We start from the raw sequence: 23,318 nt of genomic DNA, 5'->3' as shown, positions 1-23,318 counted from the left end.
CCTCCTGAAATTTTTATTTATCTAAATCAAGATTAGATATTTCCCTTACAACAATACGGGAACCTTCTGCCTTAACCACTTTTACTTTGGCTCCTTTGGCAATATAGCCTCCCTCGCTGACAACGTCAATCCGTTCATCCTTGAGGACTACCGTCCCTGAAGGACGCAATGCAGTGAGTGCATATCCTTCGAGTCCAATCAGTTCAAGCCTGCTTTTATTCGAAATATAGCCTTTTTCCGTATTCGTGCTATCGGTTAAAATGATCTTTTTAAAGAATTTCATCTTTTTACCAAACACCTTTATCATTAAAATAGACGCCAAAACTGATATTCCGAGAGCGATTAATATTGACATTCCCATATGGGCAACATTGTCAGTCGCCAAAAACAGGCTGCCCAGTATAGATGCTATGCCCGCTATTCCCGCAATGCCGCCCGGGAGGAAAAACTCTGCAATAATTAAGCCAATGCCGATTACAAATAGGATAAGCGTTTCATACCCTGCTAATCCCGCAACCATATGCCCGTAGAAGAAAAGCAACAATGCTGATAGCCCCATAAAACCTGGAATACCAAAACCCGGCGAATACAGCTCAAGTACCAGCCCCAGGCTCCCAATGGATAAAAGAATTGGCACCACCACCGGATGGGTAATAAAGCGAGCAAGCTTTTCTGCAAAACTTTCATCAATTGTTCTTATTTCAGCGTTTTCATATCCCAGCCTTTTTAATAAATCAGCCCTCGAATTAACGGTACCTTCCGAATAGCCCACTTCCTCAGCCTGATCTGCTGTTAGGGTGAGCAGTTTTCCTTTTGGAGCGCCAAGCTCTGGCAAATCCACTGAATCATCTGCCATAGCAAGTGCATAAATAGGATCTCTATCTGTCTGCTTTGCCGCGCTCTGCATAGCAGCAAACCAGTATGATTCAGCTTTCTTTCCTGCCGTGTTGCCCTGCTGGTCGATGATGGCTGCAGAACCCATTGTCGAGCCAGGAACCATGTAAATTTCATCTGTATTTAATGAAATATAGGCACCAGCTGATAAAGCCTGCTTGTTAACAAACGAAATCGTTTTCACTTTAGTGGATGTCAAAAGCTTTCCGATCTCACCTGCTGCATCTACTGCCCCTCCTGGAGTATTTACTTCAAATATAATGGCAGAAGCATTCTCTTCCTCGGCTGTATGGACAGCCCTGCTCAAAAAAGCATAAAGCCCTTTTTCTACCGTTTCTTCAATAGGAGCGATATAGATTATTTCATTTTCGGCTTTTCCCTGAAAAGGGACTGCCAGCAGCACAAAAGCAAGCAAAAAGGAAAAGACAGTCAATAGCCTTCTTGCAGTCATCTCTTTCCCCCCTTCGAAGTTTAATTAGAATAGATGTATGTATCTACGGTTGAACTCTGAAAAAGTTTCACTTTTAAAAGAAAAAATCAACCTGTATATCCTTATTTTAGTATAACCCTCTTTCACCAGTAAAATATGATCAGCTATGATTACAATTATCTAATTTCAATGCTACCAACAATTGTACTTTTTCTATGCATTTGTACAGATTTTTCTCTGAAAAATAGGTAAAAGGCACTTACTCAAATATTTAAAATGAATACCCTAAAGTGAACCTAAAATTAGAAAGGAGATTGTTTAATGGGATATCCAAACATTCCAGACATTAATCCCGATATAACTATTGATCGTGAAGATGTTATTAATCTTTTATTGGCATCTATCGGCCTCGAGGAGCTTGCGTTAGCTCACTTAGTAAATGCTGAAGCAGAAAAACTTCAGAGAGCGTTAGGTACTCTAGAGCTTCCCGATGGAACAGTACCTTTACCATTGGTGGATACATTGGAAGAACTTTTGCAAGTAAATCGTGATGTGGCTAAGGTTTTAAAATTTGCCATGCATAAGGAATTTATTCTTTTAACAAAGCTGGAAGATGTTATTGACTTTGCAGAAGAGTTCACACCACCAGCTACACCAACTGGCACGAATGGTGCAGAATAAAGTTATTTTTTATTAAGGTTATAAATCCAGATAAAACCCGGAACTTATCCGGGTTTTTGCCTAGTCTATTGCCGTATTTGCATTACTCTGGGCTGGTAAACAGGCACTATAAATCATGATGAATAACTTATATTAAGGAGGTGAATGAAATGGGATATCCAAATATACCAGACATTTCGCCTGATATTTTAATTGATCGTGAAGAGGTTATCAATTTGCTGCTTGCTTCCATTGGTTTGGAAGAGCTGAGTTTAGCACATCTGGTGAATGCAGAAGCAGAAAAGCTTCAAAGAGCTCTCGGAACCCTTGTTGATGATGCAGGAATTCCTATAGGCGATCCAATGGTAGAAACTCTTGAGGAATTGCTGATGGTGAACCGGGACGTAGCAAAGGTGTTAAAGCTTGCTATGCATAAGGAGTTCATCCTTCTGACAAAACTTGAAGATGTTATTGACTTTGCCGAAGAATTCCCGCCAGGGCCGACGACAACTCCGACCGTAACACCTCCGCCAATCCTAGAATGCCCTTGTAGTGTAAGAGTCACTGGAAATAATATTTTCGATGTTACTGTACTCATTGATGGTCAACCAGCAACAGGCCAAGTAAACGTAGCCTTAATCAGTGTTTGCAACAACTGCAACCTGACAAATCCAGTTGCAAACTTCAATTTTGAAGGACAGCAGGGAGAACAAGAAATAACATTAACATTTAATCAGCTGGACCTGGTAGATTTAACTTGTTCGCCTGAAGATGAACCAACTTCAGCAACAATTACTGGAATATGGAATGTACAAGGCATTGGAGAAGCAACAGGTACAGTCACAGTTGATGAAGAAGGCAATTTTATTGTTAACCTGGCAATTACAAGTGATGATCCTGAAGCTCCAACGTCATTCGTTATTAATCCTGGCGTTATTACTGAATTATCAAATGTTGTGATAGAAGATTGTGATGAGGACTAAGACCAAAAAAGGCTGGAATTAATTCCAGCCTTTTTTGGTTTCATAAGATTGCAATTTATTTAATTGCCCTGTATTCAGGCTTGCCCAAATCGCACAACAAGCTTCTATATTCCATAGTCTAAAATATACAGAAGATAAAAGGAGGTCCCCGGATTATGAGTATGCCAACTATTCCACCTGAGCCCCATCGGCCCGACCGGAAAGAAGTGGTTATAGATCTTTTAGAGTCAATTGCCCTTGAGGAAATTGCTCTTTCACATATTATGAATGCAGAATCAGAAAAGATTCAGGCTTTTGTCGGCGAATGCCTTGACTTTCCCACAGATCCTACAAATAAAGAGATCATTAAATTTAATAAAAGTGTCAATCAACTCCTCGAAACAGTCGTAATGAAGGAGTGGCTGCTTTTGAGAAAATTGGAGAATGTGCTGGAGTTTGAAGATAAGGATGAATGCTGTAAGAAGGCTAAGCCGAAGAAATGCACTTGCGGCTGCCACTGCCTAAAATGTATGCACTGCCACTGCCCTAAGTGCGAGTGCTGCTGTCCAAAACCGAAGCACCATAAAGATGATTGCTGATGGGATGTGATGAAAATGTATTGCTGCCCCATTAATGATGATAATATGCTTAAAACACTCCGGTCCGTTTTCTCTCTTGAAAGTGCGCTTTTGAGCTATGTAAAAAAAACTTGTTTATTATTGGAATGTCAGTTAGAGATAGGACATGACGAGTCCGCAGGTGAAACTCTTTTAAACCTGCTTAAAAACACCAATGAATTGCAAAAGTCTATGTATCAAAAAATTCTTATCTATTCTAACCGTTTTTCTGAGGCGGAAATCTTCTCTGTATATGAAGGACACGATGAAATTGTATTTCTTCAGGAGAATGATTTCCCGCAGATTATTAAACTTATTAACGAAATGACTAACCGCTGTTCTTTAAAAGAATGGAAGCGGATGGAAATAAAAACTGAAGCAGAAAAGGCATTTCAGTATTTTAACAAAAGGCAGAAACTGCTAAGAAGTTTTCGCTCATTTAAAAATCACACGAAAACACTATGGATGATTTCCGGCGCCGATATTAGAAATAAAAAATGCAGAGATATGCCATGCTGAGCTATCTCTGCCGCCAGCTGACATACAAAATAAAAAAGACCGTCAGCCAGGGGCCTTCGGTCTTTTATTACATAGTTTTATGAAAGGTGTTGTTGTACAAGTTTATTTACTAGTGATCCGTCTGCTTTGCCTTTAACTTTAGGCATAATGGCAGCCATCACTTTTCCCATATCAGCCTTTGAGGATGCACCAGTTTCTGCAACCGTTTCTGCAACGATCTTGGAAACCTCTTCTTCAGAGAGCTGTTTTGGCATATATAATTCGACATACTGAAGTTCAGTACGAATTTTTTCAACAAGGTCTTCACGACCTGCTTTTTCAAATTCATGGAGGGAATCCTTGCGTTGTTTAACTTCGCGAGAAAGGACAGTTAACTCCTGTTCTTCGTTAAGCTCTTCACCGAGCTTGATGGCTTCGTTTTGAAGTGAAGCTTTAATCATACGAATGACAGTGAGTTTTTCTTTTTCTTTATTCCTCATCGCTTGTTTCATATCTTCATTTAAACGCTCGAGAAGACTCATTACATACACCCTCTCTTACCACTTACGCTTTCTAGCAGCCTCAGACTTTTTCTTACGTTTAATACTAGGTTTTTCGTAGAATTCGCGCTTTCTTGCTTCCTGCAAAGTACCAGTTTTTGATACTGTACGTTTGAAGCGACGAAGAGCATCTTCAAGCGATTCGTTTTTACGAACGACGGTTTTAGACATTCTCTTTCCCTCCCTCCGAGCACAACACACTTACATCAACAACATGGTTTATTCCATGTACCTTGCAATTATAATATAACAGCTTATAAAGGTCAACAGTAATTAGCCTGCACTGGCATTTGTTTTTAACTAATTATAATATTTTATTACCCAGCACGCGGACAAACTAAACTTTTTTGTCTCAGGCATGTCCTTGCCTTATTCACCATAGTAATAGATGTAGGGGGTGAGGGCTTGACCCAGCTGTTAATATTTTTACTGCTTATCGGGATATTTATTTATGGGATGACACTTTTAAGATCAGGACTTTTTAATCTATCCGCCAATTCTTTGAAAAATTGGCTGGCAGTGCTGACAAATGCTCCCTGGAAAGGCCTGCTTATCGGTACATTGATTACTGCTATTTTGCAAAGCAGCTCTGCTGTAATGATCATTACTATAGGCATGGTTTCAGCAAGAATGCTCACTTTTCCGCAAACCATAGGCATTATTTTAGGAACAAATATTGGAACAACGTTTACGACAGAACTAATTACTTTTAATATAGAATCTTATATTATCCCAATTGCCTTGACAGGAAGTATCCTTGCAGTTACGAAAAGAAAAAACCTTCAGAGTACCGGCCTCGCTTTGCTGGGTATATCTGCAGTATTTGCAGCAATGAGAGGCTTTGAATATCTGGCAGGTTCCCTAAAAAATAATGATATGGTCAATCAAATGCTGCTTGCTCTTGATGGTAGCCATTTGTATGCTGTTTTTGCCGGGATCATCATTACAGCCATTATCCAGTCAAGCACCGCAACAACTGGAATAATAATGGGATTTCTGACTGCTGGTACGATGGATTTAAATACAGCCATTGCCATTATGCTTGGATCAAATATTGGAACATGCGTTGATGCCTATTTGGCATCCATTGGTTCAGGCAGGGAAGCCAAGCTTTCTGCCTACGCACATATTTGGCTAAATTGTATAGGTGTAGCCGCTTTTTATCCTTTTATTGATTTGCTGGCTGCCCTTGGACAAAATGCTGCTGCCCATGCAGACGTGCAGCTTGCCCATATTAGCGTATTTTTTAATGTTATATCCTCTTTGTTAGTGCTGCCATTTGCCAATCAGTTTGGAAGGTTTATTATCAAGCTGCATGACAGATAATGTATTTCTGTATAATTATTGTTCTCCTTTTGCAGCAAGCATTTTTTTGTTGGCCAATGCTCTTATTAAAGGCTTATCTTGCATCTTGTTCAAATTATCTTGCATCATTTATAATTTTTCTAGCATTAATTGAACTTTATGTAGCAACATTCCGGATTTATCTAACATTTGATACAATTTAGCAGTTAATTTTGCCAAAACAAAAAAATGCCGGGTATCCCGGCATTTTTTTAGTAATCAGAATCGCTTGTCAAACCGTTGACAATAGCTGCTCCTGAGCTTGCACCAATTCTTGTGGCACCCGCTTCAATCATTTTCTGTGCATCTTCAGCGCTTCTTACTCCGCCAGAAGCTTTAACGCCAATATCTGGACCTACTGTTTTTCTCATAAGGGCGATGTCTTGAACAGTTGCTCCTCCAGTAGAGAATCCAGTAGATGTTTTAACAAAATCAGCTCCTGCTTTAACAGAAAGTTCGCAGGCTCTAACCTTTTCTTCTTCAGTAAGAAGGCATGATTCGATAATAACTTTTGTTAATGCTTTACCTTTAGCAGCATCGACAACCGCGCGAATATCTCTTTCAACAAGCTCATTATCTCCGCCTTTTAAAGCCCCAATGTTGATTACCATATCCACTTCTGATGCACCGTTTTCAATGGCGTTTTTAGTTTCAAACGCTTTAGTTTCAGGAGTGGAAGCTCCCAATGGAAAACCGATTACTGTGCATACCTTTACTTCAGTTCCGTTTAGCAATTCGCTTGAAAGGTTAACCCAAGTTGGATTAACACAAACGGATGCAAAGTTATATTCCTTTGCCTCTGCACATATTTTCTCAATTTGGTCTTTTGTTGCATCGGCTTTAAGTAATGTATGATCGATCATTCTAGCTACGTTATTTGTCATTTTAACTACTCCTTTAAAACAAGTTGTCCGTACCTCTTACATAATACCATTGAAATAAAAAAATATCGAGCAGAATTCAGCAATTTTGTAATCGTTTTCGAGACTAGTTTTTCCCAAAATACTTTATTCAATTAGGATTGAAAAAAGGAACTACCCTAAGGTAATTCCCTTTAATTAGACTGCTGCCTCTTTTTGTTCTTCCATTTCATCAAGCACACGGACAAATTGACCTTCATTATAAGGGTAGCCAGCCTTTGTAATTTTCACTTTGACAATCTGGCCAATCATTTCTTCGGTTGCCGGGAAGACAACCTTCAAGTAATTGTCAGTATATCCGACAAACAAATTGCTATCAGGGTCATCCTTGAAGCTTTCCTCAGGAATCACTTCAAGCACTTCGCCCTCATATTGGGAGGCATATTCTTTTGCAAGCTGATCAGATAATGCAATCAAGCGGTGCACCCGCTCGTTTTTAACTTCTTCATCAATCTGGTCATCCATTCTTGCAGCTGGTGTTCCTGTACGCTTGGAATAAGGGAATACATGAAGCTCGGAGAATTTATGTTCCTTTATAAAATTATAGGTTTCCATGAATTCTTCTTCTGTTTCCCCCGGAAATCCAACGATAACATCTGAGGTTACCGCCAAGCCTGGAAGAGCTTTCTTCAAACGTTCAAGACGCTCCGCAAAGAACTCCATTGTGTATTTGCGGCGCATTCTCTTTAGAACCGTGTTGGAACCCGATTGAAGAGGAATATGCAAGTGCCTTACAACCACTTTGGACTGATCCATTACTTCAATTACTTCATCTGTAATTTGGCTAGCTTCAATGGAGGAGATTCTTAGACGTTTTAGGCCTTTGACCTGCTCTTCCAAATCTCTCAGAAGCATCGCAAGATTATAATCCTTCATGTCCTCCCCGTAGCCACCTGTATGGATTCCTGTCAGGACAATTTCTTTATACCCTGCATCGACAAGCTGCTGTGCCTGGCGAATTACTTCCTGTGGATCGCGGGATCTCATTAAACCGCGCGCCCATGGAATAATACAGAAGGTACAGAAATTGTTGCAGCCCTCCTGAATTTTAAGGGAAGCACGCGTCCGGTCTGTGAAAGCTGGAACATCAAGTTCCTCATATACACGATTTTTCATGATATTGCCCACGCCATTGATAGGCTGGCGTTCCTGTTTGTACTGCTCAATATATTCGAGCATCTTAACCCTATCCTGGGTACCTACAACAATATCAACCCCCGGGATCGCCATTATTTCAGCTGGAGATGTTTGTGCATAACAGCCTGTTACACAAATTACAGCATCAGGGTTCTTCCGGATAGCTCTTCTAATAACCTGTCGGCTTTTTTTATCGCCTGTATTTGTAACCGTACAAGTATTAATGACATATACATCTGAAACCGATTCAAAATCTGTCCGATCATAGCCAGATTCTTTAAACAGCTGCCAAATAGCTTCTGTTTCGTAATGGTTGACTTTACAACCAAGTGTATGAAATGCAACTGCAGGCATATTATTTCACCCCATTAATTCAAAATGATAGGAAACAGCCGAAAGCAAATAAAGCGGTGCTGTTTCTGTTCTTAAAATACGCGGGCCAAGTCCGCAAGCAAGAAAGCCATGCTCCTGCAGCAATGAAACTTCCTGGTCAGCAAGCCCGCCTTCAGGTCCAAAAAATATAATCAGCGATTCACCTTTATTCATAGAAGACAAGGTTTTGGAAAGCACAGTAGCCTCCCCCTGTTTTGCTTCTTCCTCAAAGGCGATCAATCTATGTGTAAAATCCCCGCAAAGCTTCAGCAACGACTTCAAATCTAGCGGTGCAACAACTTCAGGAACCATGTTGCGGTGAGACTGTTCTGCAGCCTCTTTGGCAATTTTCTGCCACCTGTCTACTTTTTTCGCAGCCTTCTTCGCATCCCATTTTACTACTGAACGAGCTGAAGTAAAAGGGATAAAACGGTGAGCTCCCAGCTCAGTACCTTTTTGGATAATCCATTCCAGTTTATCCCCTTTAGGCAGTCCGCTCACGATTGTAATATCAACAGGAAGCTCAGAGGACCCTTCAATCCATTGTACAACTTCTGCCGCCACTTGTTCATCGGTAATTTCTGCAATTGTGCATAGCGCACTGTTTTTATGGGGGTCCACACATATAATTTTGTCGCCTTCTTTCATCCGCATAACCTTTGCAATATGATGGCGATCTTCACCCAAAATATTAAAGCGATTATCAATTGCTGATTTCTCAACGAAATACCGCTGCACAATCGGCACCTTCTTTCCTAACTTATCTGTCCGCTATCCTTCTAAACTGTAAAAGGGGGGTAATGAAATACCCCCTAAAAAAACCTGTTTAGCTTTTAATTTCTTTTCGCTACTATCGCGACCCAGTCTTCCATCTGAATTGTCTCTTCAATCTCAAAGCCAGCTCCGGCAATTGCATCTCTTACTTCCTGCTTTTTCTGCTGAATAATACCAGAGGCGATAAAGTATCCGCCTTTCTTTACGACAGATGCAACATCATCCGTAAATCGCAGAATCACTTCAGCAAGGATATTTGCCACTACGACATCTGCACCTTGCTCCACTCCATCAAGAAGGTTATTTTGGGAAACGTCAACAATATGCTGAACTTTATTCAGCTTAATATTCAATCTAGCTGAATTTACAGCGACTTCATCCAAATCAAGTGCTTTTACACTTTCAGCTCCAAGCATAGCTGCCGCAATGCTCAAAACACCTGAACCGGTCCCAACATCCACTACGTTGTCACCTTGTTTTACTGTTCTTTCCAAGGCTTGGATACACATGACAGTGGTTGGGTGTGTCCCCGTTCCAAAAGCCATGCCCGGATCGAGTTCAATGATAAGCTCATCACTGCTCACGGGAGTATACTCCTCCCAAGTAGGGACAATGGTAAACCGTTCTGATATTTTCACAGGGTTATAATATTTTTTCCAGGCTGTCGCCCATTCCTCTTCGTTAACTTCACTAATGCTGACCTTATTAGCCCCAATATCAATATTAAATAAAATCAGGTTATTAATAGCCTCTTTTATTTCATCAACCGTTTCACCCAAAAAACTGTTTACAGGCAAATAAGCTTTTACGATAACGCCTTCTTCAGGATAATCCTGTGGATCGAGCTGGTAGATTTCGCCGAATTGGTCCTTTCTTTCTTTTACAAGTTCCAAAGGATCTTCTATAACGACTCCGCTTGCTCCGGCTTCATGCAAAATATTCGAAATCGGTTCAACAGCTTCATTTGTAGTATGAATACTGATTTCTGACCATTTCACTTCTACCAACCCCATTTCGTTTATTCACCTTTAAAGGCTCGTTTTACTTTAGAAAAAAAGCTCTCTTCCTGCTCCCCTTGAGGAACTTTTCCGCTTACATCCGCAAATTCGCTAAGCAGCTGCCTTTGTTTTTCTGTCAGCTTTGTCGGTGTGATAGTGCGAACTATTATATGCTGATCTCCTGTGCCGTAGCCTCTTACGTTCGGAACACCTTTCCCTTTCAAACGGAATTTTGTTCCCGTTTGTGTACCCGCAGGAACCTTCAGTTTTACTTTCCCATGCAGGGTTGGCACTTCGATTTCATCACCAAGGGCTGCTTGCACAAAAGTAATAGGCATTTCACAATATACATCATCGCCATCCCGTTCAAAGAACTCATGCGATCGAACATGGAACACTACATAAAGATCTCCAGAAGGGCCGCCATTCACACCCGGTTCACCTTGTCCAGCTACACGAAGCTGCTGACCATCGTCAATGCCGGCAGGAATTTTAACGTGAATTTTTCTTCGTTTCTGCACTTTGCCAGAGCCGCCGCATGTAGAGCATTTATTCTTAATTTCTTTACCCGTACCGCTGCAATAGTGACATACTCTTCTGTTTACAATCTTGCCAAATGGCGTATTTTGTTCAACATTCAGCTGGCCTGATCCATGGCAGTGACGGCATGTTTCCGGCTTGGTGCCAGGCTTCGCCCCTGATCCGTTACATGTTTCACATGTTTCCTCACGAGGGATCTCAATATCCGTTTCTTTTCCAAAGACAGCTTCTTCAAAAGCCAGGGACATTGTGTATTGCAAATCTGCGCCTTGCCTTGGAGCATTAGGATCCCGCCGGCGAGAACCGCCTCCGAAGAATGAGCTGAAGATGTCCTCGAATCCGCCAAACCCTTCGAAACCGCCCCCGCCAAAGCCTTGATTCGGATCTGTATGTCCGAATTGATCGTAATGAGCTCTTTTTTGATCATCGCTAAGTACTTCGTACGCTTCTTTTACTTCCTTGAACTTCTCGTCAGCATCAGGCTCTTTATTAATATCAGGATGATATTTTTTTGAAAGCTTTCGATAAGCTTTCTTTATTTCATCCTTGGAGGCACCTTTGCTAATCCCAAGAACTTCATAGTAATCCCGTTTACTCATGATTACCACTCCCCGATTCATTTCACATAAAGGTTATTGTATCATTCTCTAAATATGTTCCGCAACCGCCATTCACTCGTCCATTGAAAAGAAGATCCGCAATTAGGCGATTTGCCGCTTCTCCAAAGAAAGGATCCGGATCCGCATCCGCTCATCGGGCAAGGGGCAAAAAAGAAAGCACCTCAGGAAATTCTCTCAAATGGCTTAAACCGCTGCATTCTCTTTAAAAAACTAAGTTTCCATAAACAGAAATAAAAGCCAAAGCCAAGAAATACCTGACTTTGACTTTTAAAAGACTAAAGGTTATCTAGATATTATTTATCGTCTTTAACCTCTTCGTATTCTGCGTCAACTACATTGTCGTCATTATTACCGCCTGTGCCTTCTGCGCCTTGGCCCGCCTGTGCTTGCTGAGCCTGCTCATACAGCTTCATGGTTAACGCCTGGACAATTTCCTGTAATGCATCTTTCTTCGTGCGGATTTCATCCAGATCGTTCTTTTCAATTGCAGCTTTTAGTTCGTCTTTAGCTTCGTTTGCTTTTGTAACCTCAGCTTCGTCCACTTTGCCTTCAAGATCCTTTAGGGTCTTTTCAGTAGTGAATACTAGCTGGTCTGCTTCATTGCGAATCTCAACTTCTTCTTTGCGCTTCTTATCGGCTTCAGCATTTTCTTCCGCTTCTCTTACCATTTTATCGATTTCTTCATCCGATAACCCTGTGGATGATTTAATCGTAATGGCCTGTTCTTTATTTGTGCCCAGGTCTTTTGCACGCACATTAACGATACCATTTTTATCGATGTCAAAAGACACCTCAATTTGCGGCACTCCGCGCGGAGCAGGAGGAATATCGCCAAGCTGGAAGCGGCCTAACGTTTTATTGTCTGCTGCCATTGGACGTTCCCCTTGAAGAACATGGATGTCAACAGCTGACTGATTATCTGCAGCTGTTGAGAATACTTGTGATTTAGATGTTGGGATAGTTGTATTCCGCTCGATCAGCTTTGTAAATACACCGCCCATTGTTTCAATACCAAGAGACAATGGAGTTACGTCTAATAGGACAACATCCTTAACATCGCCAGTGATCACTCCGCCCTGGATTGCTGCACCCATTGCTACAACTTCATCAGGGTTAACACCTTTATGAGGCTCCTTGCCTGTTTCTTTCTTAATTGCTTCCTGTACCGCAGGGATACGTGTTGATCCGCCGACAAGAATAACTTTATCGATTTCTGAAGGGGTCAAGCCTGCATCTTTTAATGCCTGACGTGTAGGACCCATTGTGCGTTCTACAAGATCAGCAGACAGCTCTTCAAATTTTGCTCTGGATAATGTTACTTCAAGGTGCAAAGGACCCGCATCCCCAGCAGTAATGAAAGGAAGGGAAATTTGTGTTGAAGTTACGCCAGATAAATCCTTTTTCGCTTTTTCAGCTGCATCTTTTAAACGCTGAAGTGCCATTTTATCTTTAGAAAGATCGATGCCATTTTCTTTTTTGAATTGTTCTACCAAGTAATCGATAATAACCTGGTCGAAGTCATCTCCACCAAGGCGATTATCGCCAGCAGTTGATTTAACTTCAAAAACGCCATCGCCAAGTTCAAGGATGGAAACGTCAAAAGTACCGCCGCCAAGGTCATAAACAAGGATGGTCTGGTCTTCATCCATTTTATCAAGGCCATAAGCCAAAGCCGCAGCTGTTGGTTCGTTGATAATACGTTCGACTTCAAGTCCTGCAATTTTCCCTGCATCTTTTGTAGCCTGGCGTTCAGCATCATTAAAATATGCTGGAACTGTGATAACAGCTTTTGTTACTTTTTCGCCAAGATAGTCTTCAGCATAAGATTTTAAATATTGAAGAACAATAGCAGAGACCTCTTGAGGTGAATACTCTTTGCCTTCAATTTCAGTTTTAAAATCTGTCCCCATGTGGCGCTTAATGGAAATAATTGTGTTCGGGTTTGTAATGGACTGGCGTTTAGCCACCTCACCGACCTGGCGTTCACCGTTTTTAAACGCAACAACTGAAGGAGTTGTACGATTACCCTCTGGATTTGGAATTACTTTTGGTTCGCCGCCTTCGAGAACTGCGACACATGAGTTTGTTGTACCTAAATCTATTCCGATAATTTTGCTCATGTTCTTTACCTCCCCAAAATATGTAGTTACTGATTTACTTTAACCATTGCTGGACGGATGACTCTGTCCTTTAGCTTGTAGCCTTTTTGGAACTCTGCGACTACAATATTGGAATCAAAATTCTCATCCTCCGCCTGCATGACAGCCTGATGCAAATGCGGATCAAATTCCTTCCCAACCGCTTCGATCTGTTCTGCACCTTCTTTTTTTATAGCCTCAAGTACGCTTCGGTAAACCATTTCCATTCCTTGGAGGATGGATTTTGCCTGTTCGCTTTCAGCTTCCATCTGAAGAGCTCTCTCAAAGTTGTCAACTGCAGGCAACAGATCAGAGATTAAGCTTTGTGCTCTATATTTTTCAGACGCTTCAAGGTCAAGCCTTGCACGGCGCCGGGAATTTTCAAAATCAGCCTGAAGGCGGTAAATGCGATTTTCTGCTTCTTCCAGCTTACCTTCCAGCTCAGCAATTCTTTCCTGAGCAGCGGTAAGCTCGGAATCCGTATCTTCCTGGGCAGCGCCTGTTTCTTCCGCCTCTGCAAATACTTCCTCAACAGGAGCATCATTTTCAGTTCTTTCAGTTTTGTGCATTTGTTCATTTAAATCTTCATTAAGTGTTTCTTTCTCTTCTGCCAACTTGTTCACCTCCCTTAAAGAATGGATGTTCCAGTGCATCACAGCACCACACTATATAAAAAAAACACAGGGAAAGGGATGGAAAAGGCCATTCCACCCTTAATCAATATTTCCACCGTCAGCCGTTTTGATACAGCTTCGATAAAACAGCAGATAAGTCTGCGCTGATGTAATCCAGCAAGCTTATGACTCTTGAGTACTCCATTCTGGTAGGTCCGAGGATGGCTATTGTACCCAGCTGCTCGGTACCGATAGAGTAGCTCGCTGTAATCAGACTGCAGTTCTCCATTGCTGAATTGTTATTTTCCCGGCCAATTTTGATATTGATCCCAGCCTTATTTTTACGGATTAAATCATATATGCCATCTTCTTGCTCAATCATATTCATGAGATTTTTAACTTTTTCAATATCATGAAATTCCGGCTGGCTAAGCATATTGGTTTTTCCGCCAAAAAATAATTTTTCATATGTTGGAATCTTAATCGTATCAGCAATCGAGTTCAGCATAAAGTCATAATTATTGATGTGCTGCCGCAAAAGCATAGCCACTTCTTTATATAGCTTATTGTTCAGGCTTTCGATCGGCGCTCCAGCCAATCGGTCGTTTAGGATGTTGACTACCTTTTCCAAATCGCCGGCATCAATGTTTTCCGGCAAGTGAAACATCCTGTTTTCCACATGGCCAGTATCGGTAATGATAATAGCTATTGCTGTTTCATTATTCAAAGGAACAATCTGAATCTTTTTAAGCTTGTTGTCCCTTACTGCAGGCCCAAGCACGATGGATGTATAATTCGTCAGTTCGGACAGAATTTTGGCTGATCTTTGAACAATTTTCTCAAGCTCATAAATTCTTTCCGCAAAGATTGACTTTACTTTATAGATGTCATGCTGATTTAATTTTTGCGGGGATAAAAGGTGGTCCACATAGTAGCGGTAGCCTTTCTCAGAAGGAATCCTCCCCGATGAGGTGTGTGTTTTTTCAATAAACCCAAGTTCCTCCAAATCAGCCATCTCATTTCTGATCGTTGCGGAACTAAAAGAAATCTCTTCCTTTTTCGACAAGGTTCTCGACCCGACAGGCTGTGCAGTTTGAATAAAATCATCAACAATCACTTGAAAAATTAATAATTGACGATCTGTTAACACAGTTATCACCTCTGTTAGCACTCTTTGTTTGCGAGTGCTAATTCTACTAATAAATTAACAAATCAAGCGTGCAGTGTCAATAATTTGGCTTCCATTTTTACAACATATAAGTTTACTCTGCCAATTATCCTATAAAGGACTGGAATACTTCATTTCCAAGGAATCGTCCTTGCCTTGTCAGCTTTATATGATTGTCATGAACAGCAATTAATTCTTTGTCAGCCAGCTGAGCAATTTGTACTTCAAACAAAATTAAAGGATCTCTGCCAAATTTCTCTTTAAATCGACCGATGGAGACACCATCCGTTTTTCTCAGTCCGAGGAACATCTCCTCTTCCATTTGTTCTTCCAGTGTAACTTTATGCTCTTCAAGCAAAGGAAGCTGCCCATTTGCTATTGGCTCCATATATTTCTTGAGCGGACCATGGTTTGACCTGCGCATTCCATTTACATATCCATGAGCACCTGCGCCAAATCCAAAATACCATTCATTGTCCCAATAAGTAATATTATGCCGGCTTTCATTGCCAGGTTTCGCAAAATTGCTGATTTCATATTGTTTAAATCCATGTTTATCCATTTGCTCCATTAACAAAGCATACATTTCAGCCTCAACATCTTCTCCTGGGGTTGGCAGCCTGCCTTTTCTCATAAGGTTATAAAATACAGTCTTAGGTTCAATAATCAGGGAGTAACCCGAATAATGGGCAATATCCAAATTGAATGATGTTTCAAGTGTTTCTTTAAAATCCTTTAAAGTTTGGTCCGGAAGGCTGTAGATAAGATCAATACTGATGTTTTTAAACCCTATTCTCTTTGCTGCTTCTACGGAGTGGAAAACATCTTTGGCTCTGTGAACCCTTCCAATTCTTTTTAGAAGCTCATCATTGAAAGTCTGTACGCCAAAGCTAAGCCTGTTGACCCCCGCGTCATACAATAATTGAAGTTTTTCATCAGAAACATCGCCAGGGTTTGCTTCAAATGTATACTCTGTCGAACTGTCATAAGGAAGCTGCTTTTTAATAATGGCACAAAGCTTTTCAAGCTGCTGCTCATTTAGAGCTGTTGGCGTGCCGCCTCCAATAAAAATGGAATCCAAATGACTTGTTGGCGTTTCAAGCAGGGCAAGTTCCATTTCCTTTTCAAGAGAATCAAGGTATTCCCCAACTGGCTGGCCCTTAAGAAAGACTTTATTAAAATCGCAATAGTGACATATGTGCTCACAAAATGGGATGTGTATATAAGCTGCTTTAATCATTAATTTCACTACCTTCATATAAACATCATTAATTAAAAGCTATGTTAATGTTAAATTTTGATTTAGCCCCGTGCTGATTGGAGCGGAAGGCGCAAACGCTTCGAAAGCCCGAGGTCAGTGCCTGCAGCGGAAATCAACATCAAAGTTTAACAATGCCAAATAAAAAAGAGGCTAGTGCTGCTTTTATTAAGACAGCATATCTAACCTCTTTAAACAAAGCAAATATATTACTTTTTAGAGTTATTGTCGTCCATTTTCAAAACAGCCATGAAAGCTTCTTGCGGAACTTCAACAGAACCAACCTGCTTCATCCGTTTTTTACCTTCTTTCTGCTTCTCCAATAGCTTGCGCTTACGGGAAATATCTCCGCCGTAACACTTTGCCAATACATTTTTGCGGATAGCTTTAATCGTTGAGCGGGCAACGATTTTTTGCCCGATAGCCGCCTGGATTGGCACCTCGAACTGCTGACGCGGAATAAGTTCCTTGAGCTTTTCAACGATTACCTTTCCTCTTTCATAAGCGAAGTCTCTATGGACAATAAAGCTTAGTGCGTCAACTTTTTCAGCATTTAATAGAATATCCATCTTAACAAGCTTGGAAGGCTTATAGCCGATTAGTTCATAATCGAAAGAAGCGTATCCTTTAGTATTGGATTTAAGCTGGTCAAAGAAATCATATACAATTTCAGATAAAGGAATCTCATAAATAATATTAACCCTTGTTTCATCCATGTACTGCATATCGATGAATATGCCGCGTTTCTCCTGGCAAAGTTCCATAATGGCACCTACATAGGCATTCGGTGCCATCATTGTGGCTTTTACATAGGGCTCTTCCACACGATCGATCTTTTGCGGGTCAGGCATGTTGGATGGATTATCTACTTTAATCTCAGTGCCGTCTGTCATAATGACATCATAAATTACACTTGGCGCCGTTGTAATTAAGTCAATCTTGAATTCACGCTCAATGCGCTCCTGAATGATTTCCATGTGAAGCAGTCCAAGGAATCCGCAGCGAAATCCGAAGCCAAGTGCCTGGGAAGTTTCCGGTTCAAACTGAAGTGCAGAGTCATTAAGCTCAAGCTTTTCAAGAGCTTCCCTCAAGTCATTAAATTTGGCGCTGTCAATCGGATATAAACCGCAATATACCATTGGATTTAACTTTCGGTAACCTGGAAGAGCTTCGGATGCACCGTTTTTAGCACTTGTAATGGTGTCACCGACACGGGTATCGCCAACATTTTTAATGGCTGCTGTCAGAAACCCTACGTCACCAACAGATAATTCAGGCAGCGGCGTAGATTTGGGTGAAAATACACCAACCTCTGTTACTTCAAATTCTTTTCCTGTTGCCATCATTTTTATTTTATCCCCAACTTTTACCGTTCCTTCCACTACACGGATATAAGCAACAACCCCGCGGTAGGCATCATAAAGGGAATCAAAGATTAGCGCCTTTAAAGGAGCGGCTGGATCGCCAACAGGTGCAGGTACCTTTTCAACAACCTGTTCGAGGATCTCTTCGATTCCGATTCCAGCCTTTGCTGAGCAAAGTACAGCCTCAGAAGCATCAAGACCGATTACTTCCTCAATTTCATTGCGAACTCGCTCAGGGTCTGCACTCGGAAGGTCAATCTTGTTGATGATCGGAAGGATTTCCAGATCGTTATCCAATGCTAAATAAACATTTGCAAGGGTTTGAGCTTCAATGCCCTGGGCTGCATCCACCACTAGGATTGCTCCTTCACAGGCTGCCAGACTGCGGGATACTTCATATGTAAAATCAACATGTCCCGGAGTATCAATTAAGTGGAAAGTATAAATCTCTCCATCTTTCGCTTTATATTTTAACTGGACGGAGTTTAATTTGATAGTGATGCCGCGTTCTCTTTCAAGATCCATTGAATCAAGGAGCTGATCCTTCATTTCACGGGCTGTAAGCGCATTAGTTTTTTCAAGGATCCGGTCAGCCAAAGTAGATTTTCCATGGTCAATATGGGCGATTATCGAAAAATTCCTTATTTTCTCTTGCCTTTTAAGTCTCTCTTCTCTGTTCATGGTTTATAATTCAACTCCTACTATAAGAAAAGCGCAAGACGCCTTTAATGGGCGTCTGGAGCCAAGTGTTAATCTATTTTTAGTTAGTCCTATTAGTTTATACACTATTTTTGATTATAGCAGTACGTTTATGAAGATTCAATGCTAAGCTGTATGGGCCTTTTTAATGCAAGGCTTTGTTAAACTCACCAAGTACAAAAAAATAGGGCTGCCCTGAAGCAGTCCTATTTTCCGGTTAATAATTCTGTAATGAAAGCGATCGATTCTTCTGTTAATCCAGACAGGCCTTCGGAGATACTTTTACCCAAAGACGAAAAGAAGTTATATGCTTTCATTTCTTCAAGCTTTTCTTTCTTCTGCTGAAGATCATGGCTGGATACATCATTTCCCAGTACAGAAGCCTGAAGCTCACCTTCCTCGCTTTCGCTTAAGGTAAGTGCAGCTTTGAAATCATCATCAGAGTAGCCCTTCATTCTCTGTATTCCTTCATTGGCCTGCTGCATCCCAAACAAGACAGATACAAACATTATGGAAGCCAGAAAAATCGCTTTTAACATAAACATCTTCATTACAAATCACACCTTTATTTCTTTTCCGAGTCCGTGCCTGCAGGTGAATTCACTTCCTCAGCCTGCCAATAATATTCACTGAAAATTTCCGCAAGGGCTTCCGCTGAACGATTCAATTCCTCAAAGGTATTATCGACCCCTCCAAATTCCACCAGGATTGCATTTTCAGAAAGGTCCTGATTAAATTTCCCATTCGTCCTCTCTCCCTGCAGCTGGATAATCCCTCTGCTCAAACCCTTGTATTTTTCCTCAAGCCTTTTATGCAATTCATTTGCAAACTTTAAATTCTTCTCGTAGCTTTGATGCTCCGCTCCGATCACAAATGCAAGCTTTGCATATGGCTTTCCGTTAATTTCTTTTGTCGTATCCTCTTTTCTTCGCGAGTCCCTGTGAATATCAATGAAATATGTTAAATCCCGGTCAGTGGTAGTAGCTGCCTGAACGACTTCCCGTGAAGCCTCATAGGATTGTGCATAACTCCACCCTTTTTTGTTTAAAGTTGCCTGGATATCCGTTTTATCAACCGTTGTCCCGATGCCTCTGCTTTCCAGTTCCTCTTTAAGCTTGTCCCCTATTTTTGTCACATTAATTTGAGAATGGCTGGCTGCATTCGGGTCATTCACACCTTTGAGATAAGGAAGAAACGATTCGCGGTTATGGCTGAAATAAACATATACTGCCTTTTTATCGCCAGTAGTCATAGGTGGTGTACCCGATTGGCTGCTGTTTTCATTTGAGTCTAGCCCCTCCGTGTTTTGCAGCGCGGCTTCCTGCTCAGCTTTCAAAACTTCCAATGGCGGTGAAGACTCAACAGGCATGTTGGTATAATCCGTTCCTTCACCCGCAACCAGAATTTTGCTGTCATAAATGGAGAAGTAGGGCAGTTCTCTTCCTAATAAACTTCTTGGGTCATCGAGATTTACATTGGTTGATAGCTTAAAAACCATATTGGCTAAGCTGGGAGGAGAGCTATTTTCAGGCATTCCCTTCAGAAAGGAGTGGTTTTCCCATCCAAGGAAATAGTAAAGCGATTCTCCAGTAAGGTTGGTTGCAGCTGTATTTACGGAAGCGGAGCTGATCCTATATTCCGGCTTTAAAGATGTAAGAGCTCCGCTTATTGAAAAGACCATAAATAGAAAGAGCAAAAACCCGCCTGCGGCTTTTAACAGGGTTGTCCCTTGAATTGTTACAACAAGTCCATTTGTCTTCAAAGGTTTCATTGTTCCACCTCTCTTTGCAAGTCTAGTAAATGTTATGACTATGCTAGAGAAGATAGAACAAAATATTTTTTATCTAGTATAAAAACCAGCATTTTCCTGGTTCACTTTTTGATGGAGTGCTGCATTCAAGCCGTTTGCAATCAGGTTTGACATATCCTCAATAAATACATCAACTTCCTTTGGCGTAACCATTAGATTATGGCCGAGCGGGGAAAGCACTTCATCGATCAGCCTTCGTTTTTCATCTTCCGGCAAGGTTCCAATCATGCCTAAAAAGGTTTTTCGGTGATGCTCCTCAGGCAAATCTTCCTCAGTCAGCTTTCTTTTTTCTCCAAAGGTCATGCCCGCTGGTGCAAGTGACCGGGACGGGCGGTCCCCCTCTTTCATTTCCTTTCCAAAATGCTTCAGAATAAAATCAATGGTGTCGCTTGTTATGGACACGGCATCCACAACAGTTGGAACTCCTATAGCGATGACAGGAATGCCCAAGGTTTCCTGGCTGATTTCCTTCCGTTTATTTCCTACACCGGAGCCGGGATGAATGCCCGTATCCGATATTTGGATAGTGGAATTAACTCTTTCAATTGAGCGGGATGCAAGCGCATCTATGGCAATGACAAAATCAGGCTTTGTTTTTTCAACAATTCCATAAATAATGTCGCTTGTCTCAATGCCGGTTAACCCCATTACTCCAGGGGATATTGCGCTTACCGGACGATAGCCTTCTTCAACGCTTTCAGGCTGCAGCTGGTAGAGATGCCTTGTAATCAGAAGGTTTTCACAAACTTGCGGCCCAAGGGCGTCAGGAGTGACATTCCAGTTCCCTAAGCCTACAATCAGGCATGAGGCGTTCTCTTTTATTCCTAATTGTTTGATGAACTGGGAAAATTCACCTGCAAAAACAGACTCTACTTTTTTCTGCAGTTCGGTATCCTGCTGGCGGATACCTGTCACTTCAAGTGTTAAATATTTGCCTTCCTTTTTTCCTAAAGCCTCTGCACCTTGTTTTGTCACTTCCACAAAAGAGATCTTTATATCGTTTTCTTCTTTTTCTTTTATAATTACGCCCTCTATTTGCGAAAGGTTTTCCTGCGCGTGGACATCGTCTTTCTGCCTGTCCGCTATAACCATTTCCCTTGCTTCAATTGCCATATCCGTTCGGACCGAGTACTTGCTTAAATCTATTGATTCCTTCAAGATAATCCCTCACATTCTCTGCTTTTTGGTTTTATGGAAAATAACCCATAAAATACTAGAATTCGGTTATGTACTATCATTGCCTGCAAAAGGCAAAAACATGCATAGGAAGGATTATCTTGATAACAGAATCCCAATCAGCAATTTTAATTACAGAGTATTGCATTATGGCCTCGAATTTGATAAAATATCACTTGTTCTTAATTATTGTTAATGAATGTGAATGTCGAGTTATAGAATCTCGATGCTTTTTCAGGAGGTGAATGGAATGCCAAACATTAAATCTGCTATTAAGCGTGTTAAAACTAGCGAAGCTCGTAACGCTCATAACGCTACAATTAAATCTTCAATGCGTACAGCTGTTAAGAAAGTTGATGCTGCGATCGTAAACAACGATGCTGCTGCTGCAACTGAATCTTTCGCTGATGCTGCTCGTAAACTAGACAAAGCTGCTGCAAAAGGTCTAATCCACAAAAACGCTGCTGCTCGTAAAAAGTCTCGTTTAATGAAAAAAATGAACTCTTTAAACGCTTAATGTTTAAAGATATCGGCTATCTTTAAGGGATAGCCTTTTATAATGCACTAAAAAGCGGTCCTTGCCAGGACCGCTTTTTTATTGCGTATGTTTTTGCAAAGCTTGGCTTTGAAGGCGAAACAGGAACATTTCAATCAGCATGGTTTTATTCATGCCCCCCGTTTTCATTTGGTAATCGGCATCTGCAAGCAAGCTCATGATGATCGTTAGTTCTTCATCGCCAAAAAGCTGCGCCTGCCCCGCAGCCAGCTTTACGCGAAAAGGGTGGATTTTTAAATAGCCCGCGATCTGCTGCTGTCCATACCCCCGTCTTGCGAGCTCTTTCACCTGATATATAAGCCTGAACTGCCCGGTTATCACGGATAAAATTTTTATCGGTTCTTCATTTTGCTTAAGTAAATCATAATAAATTCTTAACGCCTCTTCTATTTTGCGATGGACTATTTTATCCACAAGAGAAAAAATGTTCTGTTCCAGTGACCGTGAAACCATCTTTTCAACCATCTGTTCGTCTATTCGCTTTGTATCATTTGCATATAAAGCTAATTTATCTATTTCACTAGTCAGAATAAACAAGTTGGTTCCTGCAAGGGTCAATACCAGTTCAACTGCAGCTTCATCAATCTGAACCCCGTTTAAAGCCGCCCGTTCCCTAATCCATGTTTTCAGCTCACCTTCGTTTAGCTTCTTTGCTTCAAGAACAGCAGCCGTTTTTTTTAATTGTTTTGTTAATTTTTTCCGATCATCCAGCTTTTCAGAGGAAGCTGCCAAAACCACAACCGAGTATGGAGCAGGTTCCTTAATATAGGCTTCAAGCTTAGCCAGATTATGCTCTATTTTCGCTTTAGACTTTTCAGAGGTCAAAAATACTGGGTTATGTAAAAAAATCAGCCTTCTTTCCCCCATAAAAGGAAATGTTTCGGCATCTTCCAGCGCTGTATCAATTGCCGTTTCTTCAAGGTCATAAGAGGATAAATTAAAATCAGCTTCTTCTGGGCTTAACACATAATTGATAAGCAGCTGTTTTGTTTCGTTTATAAGATAGGGTTCTGTTCCATATAATAAATATACAGGAGCAAACCGCTTTGCTTTTATTTGTTTCCATATATCAAAAACCAATTTCTTTCGCTCCGTTCAATTTGCATTTTATTCTCTTTCTATCCTAAAGAAGCTAAAACGTTTTGACAAGTTATTCATAAGAAATTGGCGTCCGCTACGAACGCCAATTCCTGATCTATATAGAACGCA

The 23,318-nt window shown here is 41.1% G+C and carries 23 protein-coding genes; 6 read left to right on the top strand and 17 right to left on the bottom strand.

The features are described from left to right. Nucleotides 1–13 precede the first annotated feature (13 nt). Nucleotides 14–1,345, bottom strand: coding sequence for an NfeD family protein (locus AC3ZVC_RS10775; RefSeq protein WP_490068380.1), 1,332 nt, complete (start codon nt 1,343–1,345; stop codon nt 14–16). Nucleotides 1,346–1,645: 300 nt separating this feature from the next. Between AC3ZVC_RS10775 and AC3ZVC_RS10770 the strand changes: the two genes are divergently transcribed. The 4 genes from AC3ZVC_RS10770 to AC3ZVC_RS10755 all read left to right on the top strand — a co-directional run bounded on the left by AC3ZVC_RS10770 (nt 1,646) and on the right by AC3ZVC_RS10755 (nt 4,082). Continuing rightward, nucleotides 1,646–2,005 carry an alpha-helical endospore appendage domain-containing protein gene (locus AC3ZVC_RS10770; protein ID WP_490068379.1) on the top strand — a complete coding sequence of 120 codons (360 nt, stop codon included), beginning with the start codon at nt 1,646–1,648 and terminating at the stop codon, nt 2,003–2,005. Between the two features lie 149 nt (nt 2,006–2,154). Further along, nucleotides 2,155–2,967, top strand: coding sequence for an alpha-helical endospore appendage domain-containing protein (locus tag AC3ZVC_RS10765; RefSeq protein WP_490068378.1), 813 nt, complete (start codon nt 2,155–2,157; stop codon nt 2,965–2,967). Between the two features lie 155 nt (nt 2,968–3,122). After that, nucleotides 3,123–3,545, top strand: a complete 423-nt coding sequence (locus AC3ZVC_RS10760; RefSeq protein WP_490068376.1) for an alpha-helical endospore appendage domain-containing protein — start codon at nt 3,123–3,125, stop codon at nt 3,543–3,545. Nucleotides 3,546–3,560: 15 nt separating this feature from the next. Beyond that, a complete protein-coding gene (locus AC3ZVC_RS10755) occupies nt 3,561–4,082 on the top strand; it encodes a hypothetical protein (protein ID WP_490068375.1) in 522 nt (173 codons plus the stop codon). 77 nt (nt 4,083–4,159) lie between these two features. Here AC3ZVC_RS10755 and AC3ZVC_RS10750 read toward each other — a convergent pair whose 3' ends face one another. Further along, entirely contained in the window at nt 4,160–4,603 is a 444-nt protein-coding gene (locus AC3ZVC_RS10750) for a GatB/YqeY domain-containing protein (RefSeq protein WP_490068374.1), read from the bottom strand. A 15-nt stretch (nt 4,604–4,618) separates the two neighbouring features. After that, complete coding sequence (rpsU, locus tag AC3ZVC_RS10745; RefSeq protein WP_057771617.1) at nt 4,619–4,792, bottom strand: 30S ribosomal protein S21; 174 nt, start codon at nt 4,790–4,792, stop codon at nt 4,619–4,621. 234 nt (nt 4,793–5,026) lie between these two features. Between rpsU and AC3ZVC_RS10740 the strand changes: the two genes are divergently transcribed. Continuing rightward, the gene (locus AC3ZVC_RS10740; protein ID WP_490068373.1) at nt 5,027–5,947 is read left to right on the top strand and encodes a Na/Pi symporter; all 921 of its coding nucleotides are present in this window, start codon (nt 5,027–5,029) and stop codon (nt 5,945–5,947) included. A 230-nt stretch (nt 5,948–6,177) separates the two neighbouring features. Here AC3ZVC_RS10740 and deoC read toward each other — a convergent pair whose 3' ends face one another. The 13 genes from deoC to gpr form a co-directional block, all read right to left on the bottom strand. Further along, a complete protein-coding gene (gene deoC / locus AC3ZVC_RS10735) occupies nt 6,178–6,849 on the bottom strand; it encodes a deoxyribose-phosphate aldolase (RefSeq protein ID WP_490068371.1) in 672 nt (223 codons plus the stop codon). A 174-nt stretch (nt 6,850–7,023) separates the two neighbouring features. After that, nucleotides 7,024–8,376 carry a tRNA (N(6)-L-threonylcarbamoyladenosine(37)-C(2))-methylthiotransferase MtaB gene (mtaB, locus tag AC3ZVC_RS10730; protein WP_490068370.1) on the bottom strand — a complete coding sequence of 451 codons (1,353 nt, stop codon included), beginning with the start codon at nt 8,374–8,376 and terminating at the stop codon, nt 7,024–7,026. A 6-nt stretch (nt 8,377–8,382) separates the two neighbouring features. Next, nucleotides 8,383–9,132 carry a 16S rRNA (uracil(1498)-N(3))-methyltransferase gene (locus AC3ZVC_RS10725; protein ID WP_490068369.1) on the bottom strand — a complete coding sequence of 250 codons (750 nt, stop codon included), beginning with the start codon at nt 9,130–9,132 and terminating at the stop codon, nt 8,383–8,385. Between the two features lie 95 nt (nt 9,133–9,227). Next, entirely contained in the window at nt 9,228–10,166 is a 939-nt protein-coding gene (prmA, locus tag AC3ZVC_RS10720; RefSeq protein WP_490068896.1) for a 50S ribosomal protein L11 methyltransferase, read from the bottom strand. Between the two features lie 20 nt (nt 10,167–10,186). Beyond that, nucleotides 10,187–11,305 (bottom strand): molecular chaperone DnaJ, encoded by a 1,119-nt coding sequence (gene dnaJ, locus AC3ZVC_RS10715; protein WP_490068367.1) that lies wholly within the window; start codon nt 11,303–11,305, stop codon nt 10,187–10,189. Between the two features lie 314 nt (nt 11,306–11,619). Next, on the bottom strand, nt 11,620–13,446 hold the full coding sequence (gene dnaK, locus AC3ZVC_RS10710) for a molecular chaperone DnaK (protein ID WP_490068366.1): 1,827 nt from the start codon (nt 13,444–13,446) through the stop codon (nt 11,620–11,622). 26 nt (nt 13,447–13,472) lie between these two features. Continuing rightward, on the bottom strand, nt 13,473–14,033 hold the full coding sequence (gene grpE, locus AC3ZVC_RS10705; protein ID WP_490068892.1) for a nucleotide exchange factor GrpE: 561 nt from the start codon (nt 14,031–14,033) through the stop codon (nt 13,473–13,475). Nucleotides 14,034–14,196: 163 nt separating this feature from the next. Further along, nucleotides 14,197–15,228 (bottom strand): heat-inducible transcriptional repressor HrcA, encoded by a 1,032-nt coding sequence (gene hrcA / locus AC3ZVC_RS10700; protein WP_490068365.1) that lies wholly within the window; start codon nt 15,226–15,228, stop codon nt 14,197–14,199. A gap of 124 nt (nt 15,229–15,352) precedes the next feature. Continuing rightward, the gene (gene hemW / locus AC3ZVC_RS10695) at nt 15,353–16,486 is read right to left on the bottom strand and encodes a radical SAM family heme chaperone HemW (RefSeq protein ID WP_490068364.1); all 1,134 of its coding nucleotides are present in this window, start codon (nt 16,484–16,486) and stop codon (nt 15,353–15,355) included. A gap of 227 nt (nt 16,487–16,713) precedes the next feature. Then, a complete protein-coding gene (gene lepA, locus AC3ZVC_RS10690; protein WP_490068361.1) occupies nt 16,714–18,549 on the bottom strand; it encodes a translation elongation factor 4 in 1,836 nt (611 codons plus the stop codon). A 224-nt stretch (nt 18,550–18,773) separates the two neighbouring features. After that, the gene (locus tag AC3ZVC_RS10685; protein ID WP_490068360.1) at nt 18,774–19,118 is read right to left on the bottom strand and encodes a YqxA family protein; all 345 of its coding nucleotides are present in this window, start codon (nt 19,116–19,118) and stop codon (nt 18,774–18,776) included. 14 nt (nt 19,119–19,132) lie between these two features. Beyond that, the gene (spoIIP, locus tag AC3ZVC_RS10680) at nt 19,133–20,338 is read right to left on the bottom strand and encodes a stage II sporulation protein P (RefSeq protein WP_490068357.1); all 1,206 of its coding nucleotides are present in this window, start codon (nt 20,336–20,338) and stop codon (nt 19,133–19,135) included. Between the two features lie 69 nt (nt 20,339–20,407). Continuing rightward, on the bottom strand, nt 20,408–21,535 hold the full coding sequence (gene gpr / locus AC3ZVC_RS10675) for a GPR endopeptidase (protein ID WP_490068356.1): 1,128 nt from the start codon (nt 21,533–21,535) through the stop codon (nt 20,408–20,410). A 268-nt stretch (nt 21,536–21,803) separates the two neighbouring features. On the opposite strand from gpr, the gene rpsT reads away from it, so the two are divergent. Then, a complete protein-coding gene (rpsT, locus tag AC3ZVC_RS10670) occupies nt 21,804–22,070 on the top strand; it encodes a 30S ribosomal protein S20 (protein WP_026584475.1) in 267 nt (88 codons plus the stop codon). A gap of 78 nt (nt 22,071–22,148) precedes the next feature. Here the strand turns inward: rpsT and holA are convergent, their stop codons facing one another. Continuing rightward, nucleotides 22,149–23,189: a DNA polymerase III subunit delta gene (gene holA, locus AC3ZVC_RS10665; RefSeq protein WP_490068355.1), complete on the bottom strand. Its 1,041-nt coding sequence runs from the start codon at nt 23,187–23,189 to the stop codon at nt 22,149–22,151. Between the last annotated feature and the right edge of the window lie 129 nt (nt 23,190–23,318).

It is taken from the genome of Cytobacillus sp. C11.1 (assembly GCF_058145115.1).
This window is presented reverse-complemented; position numbering and strand designations above follow the sequence as displayed.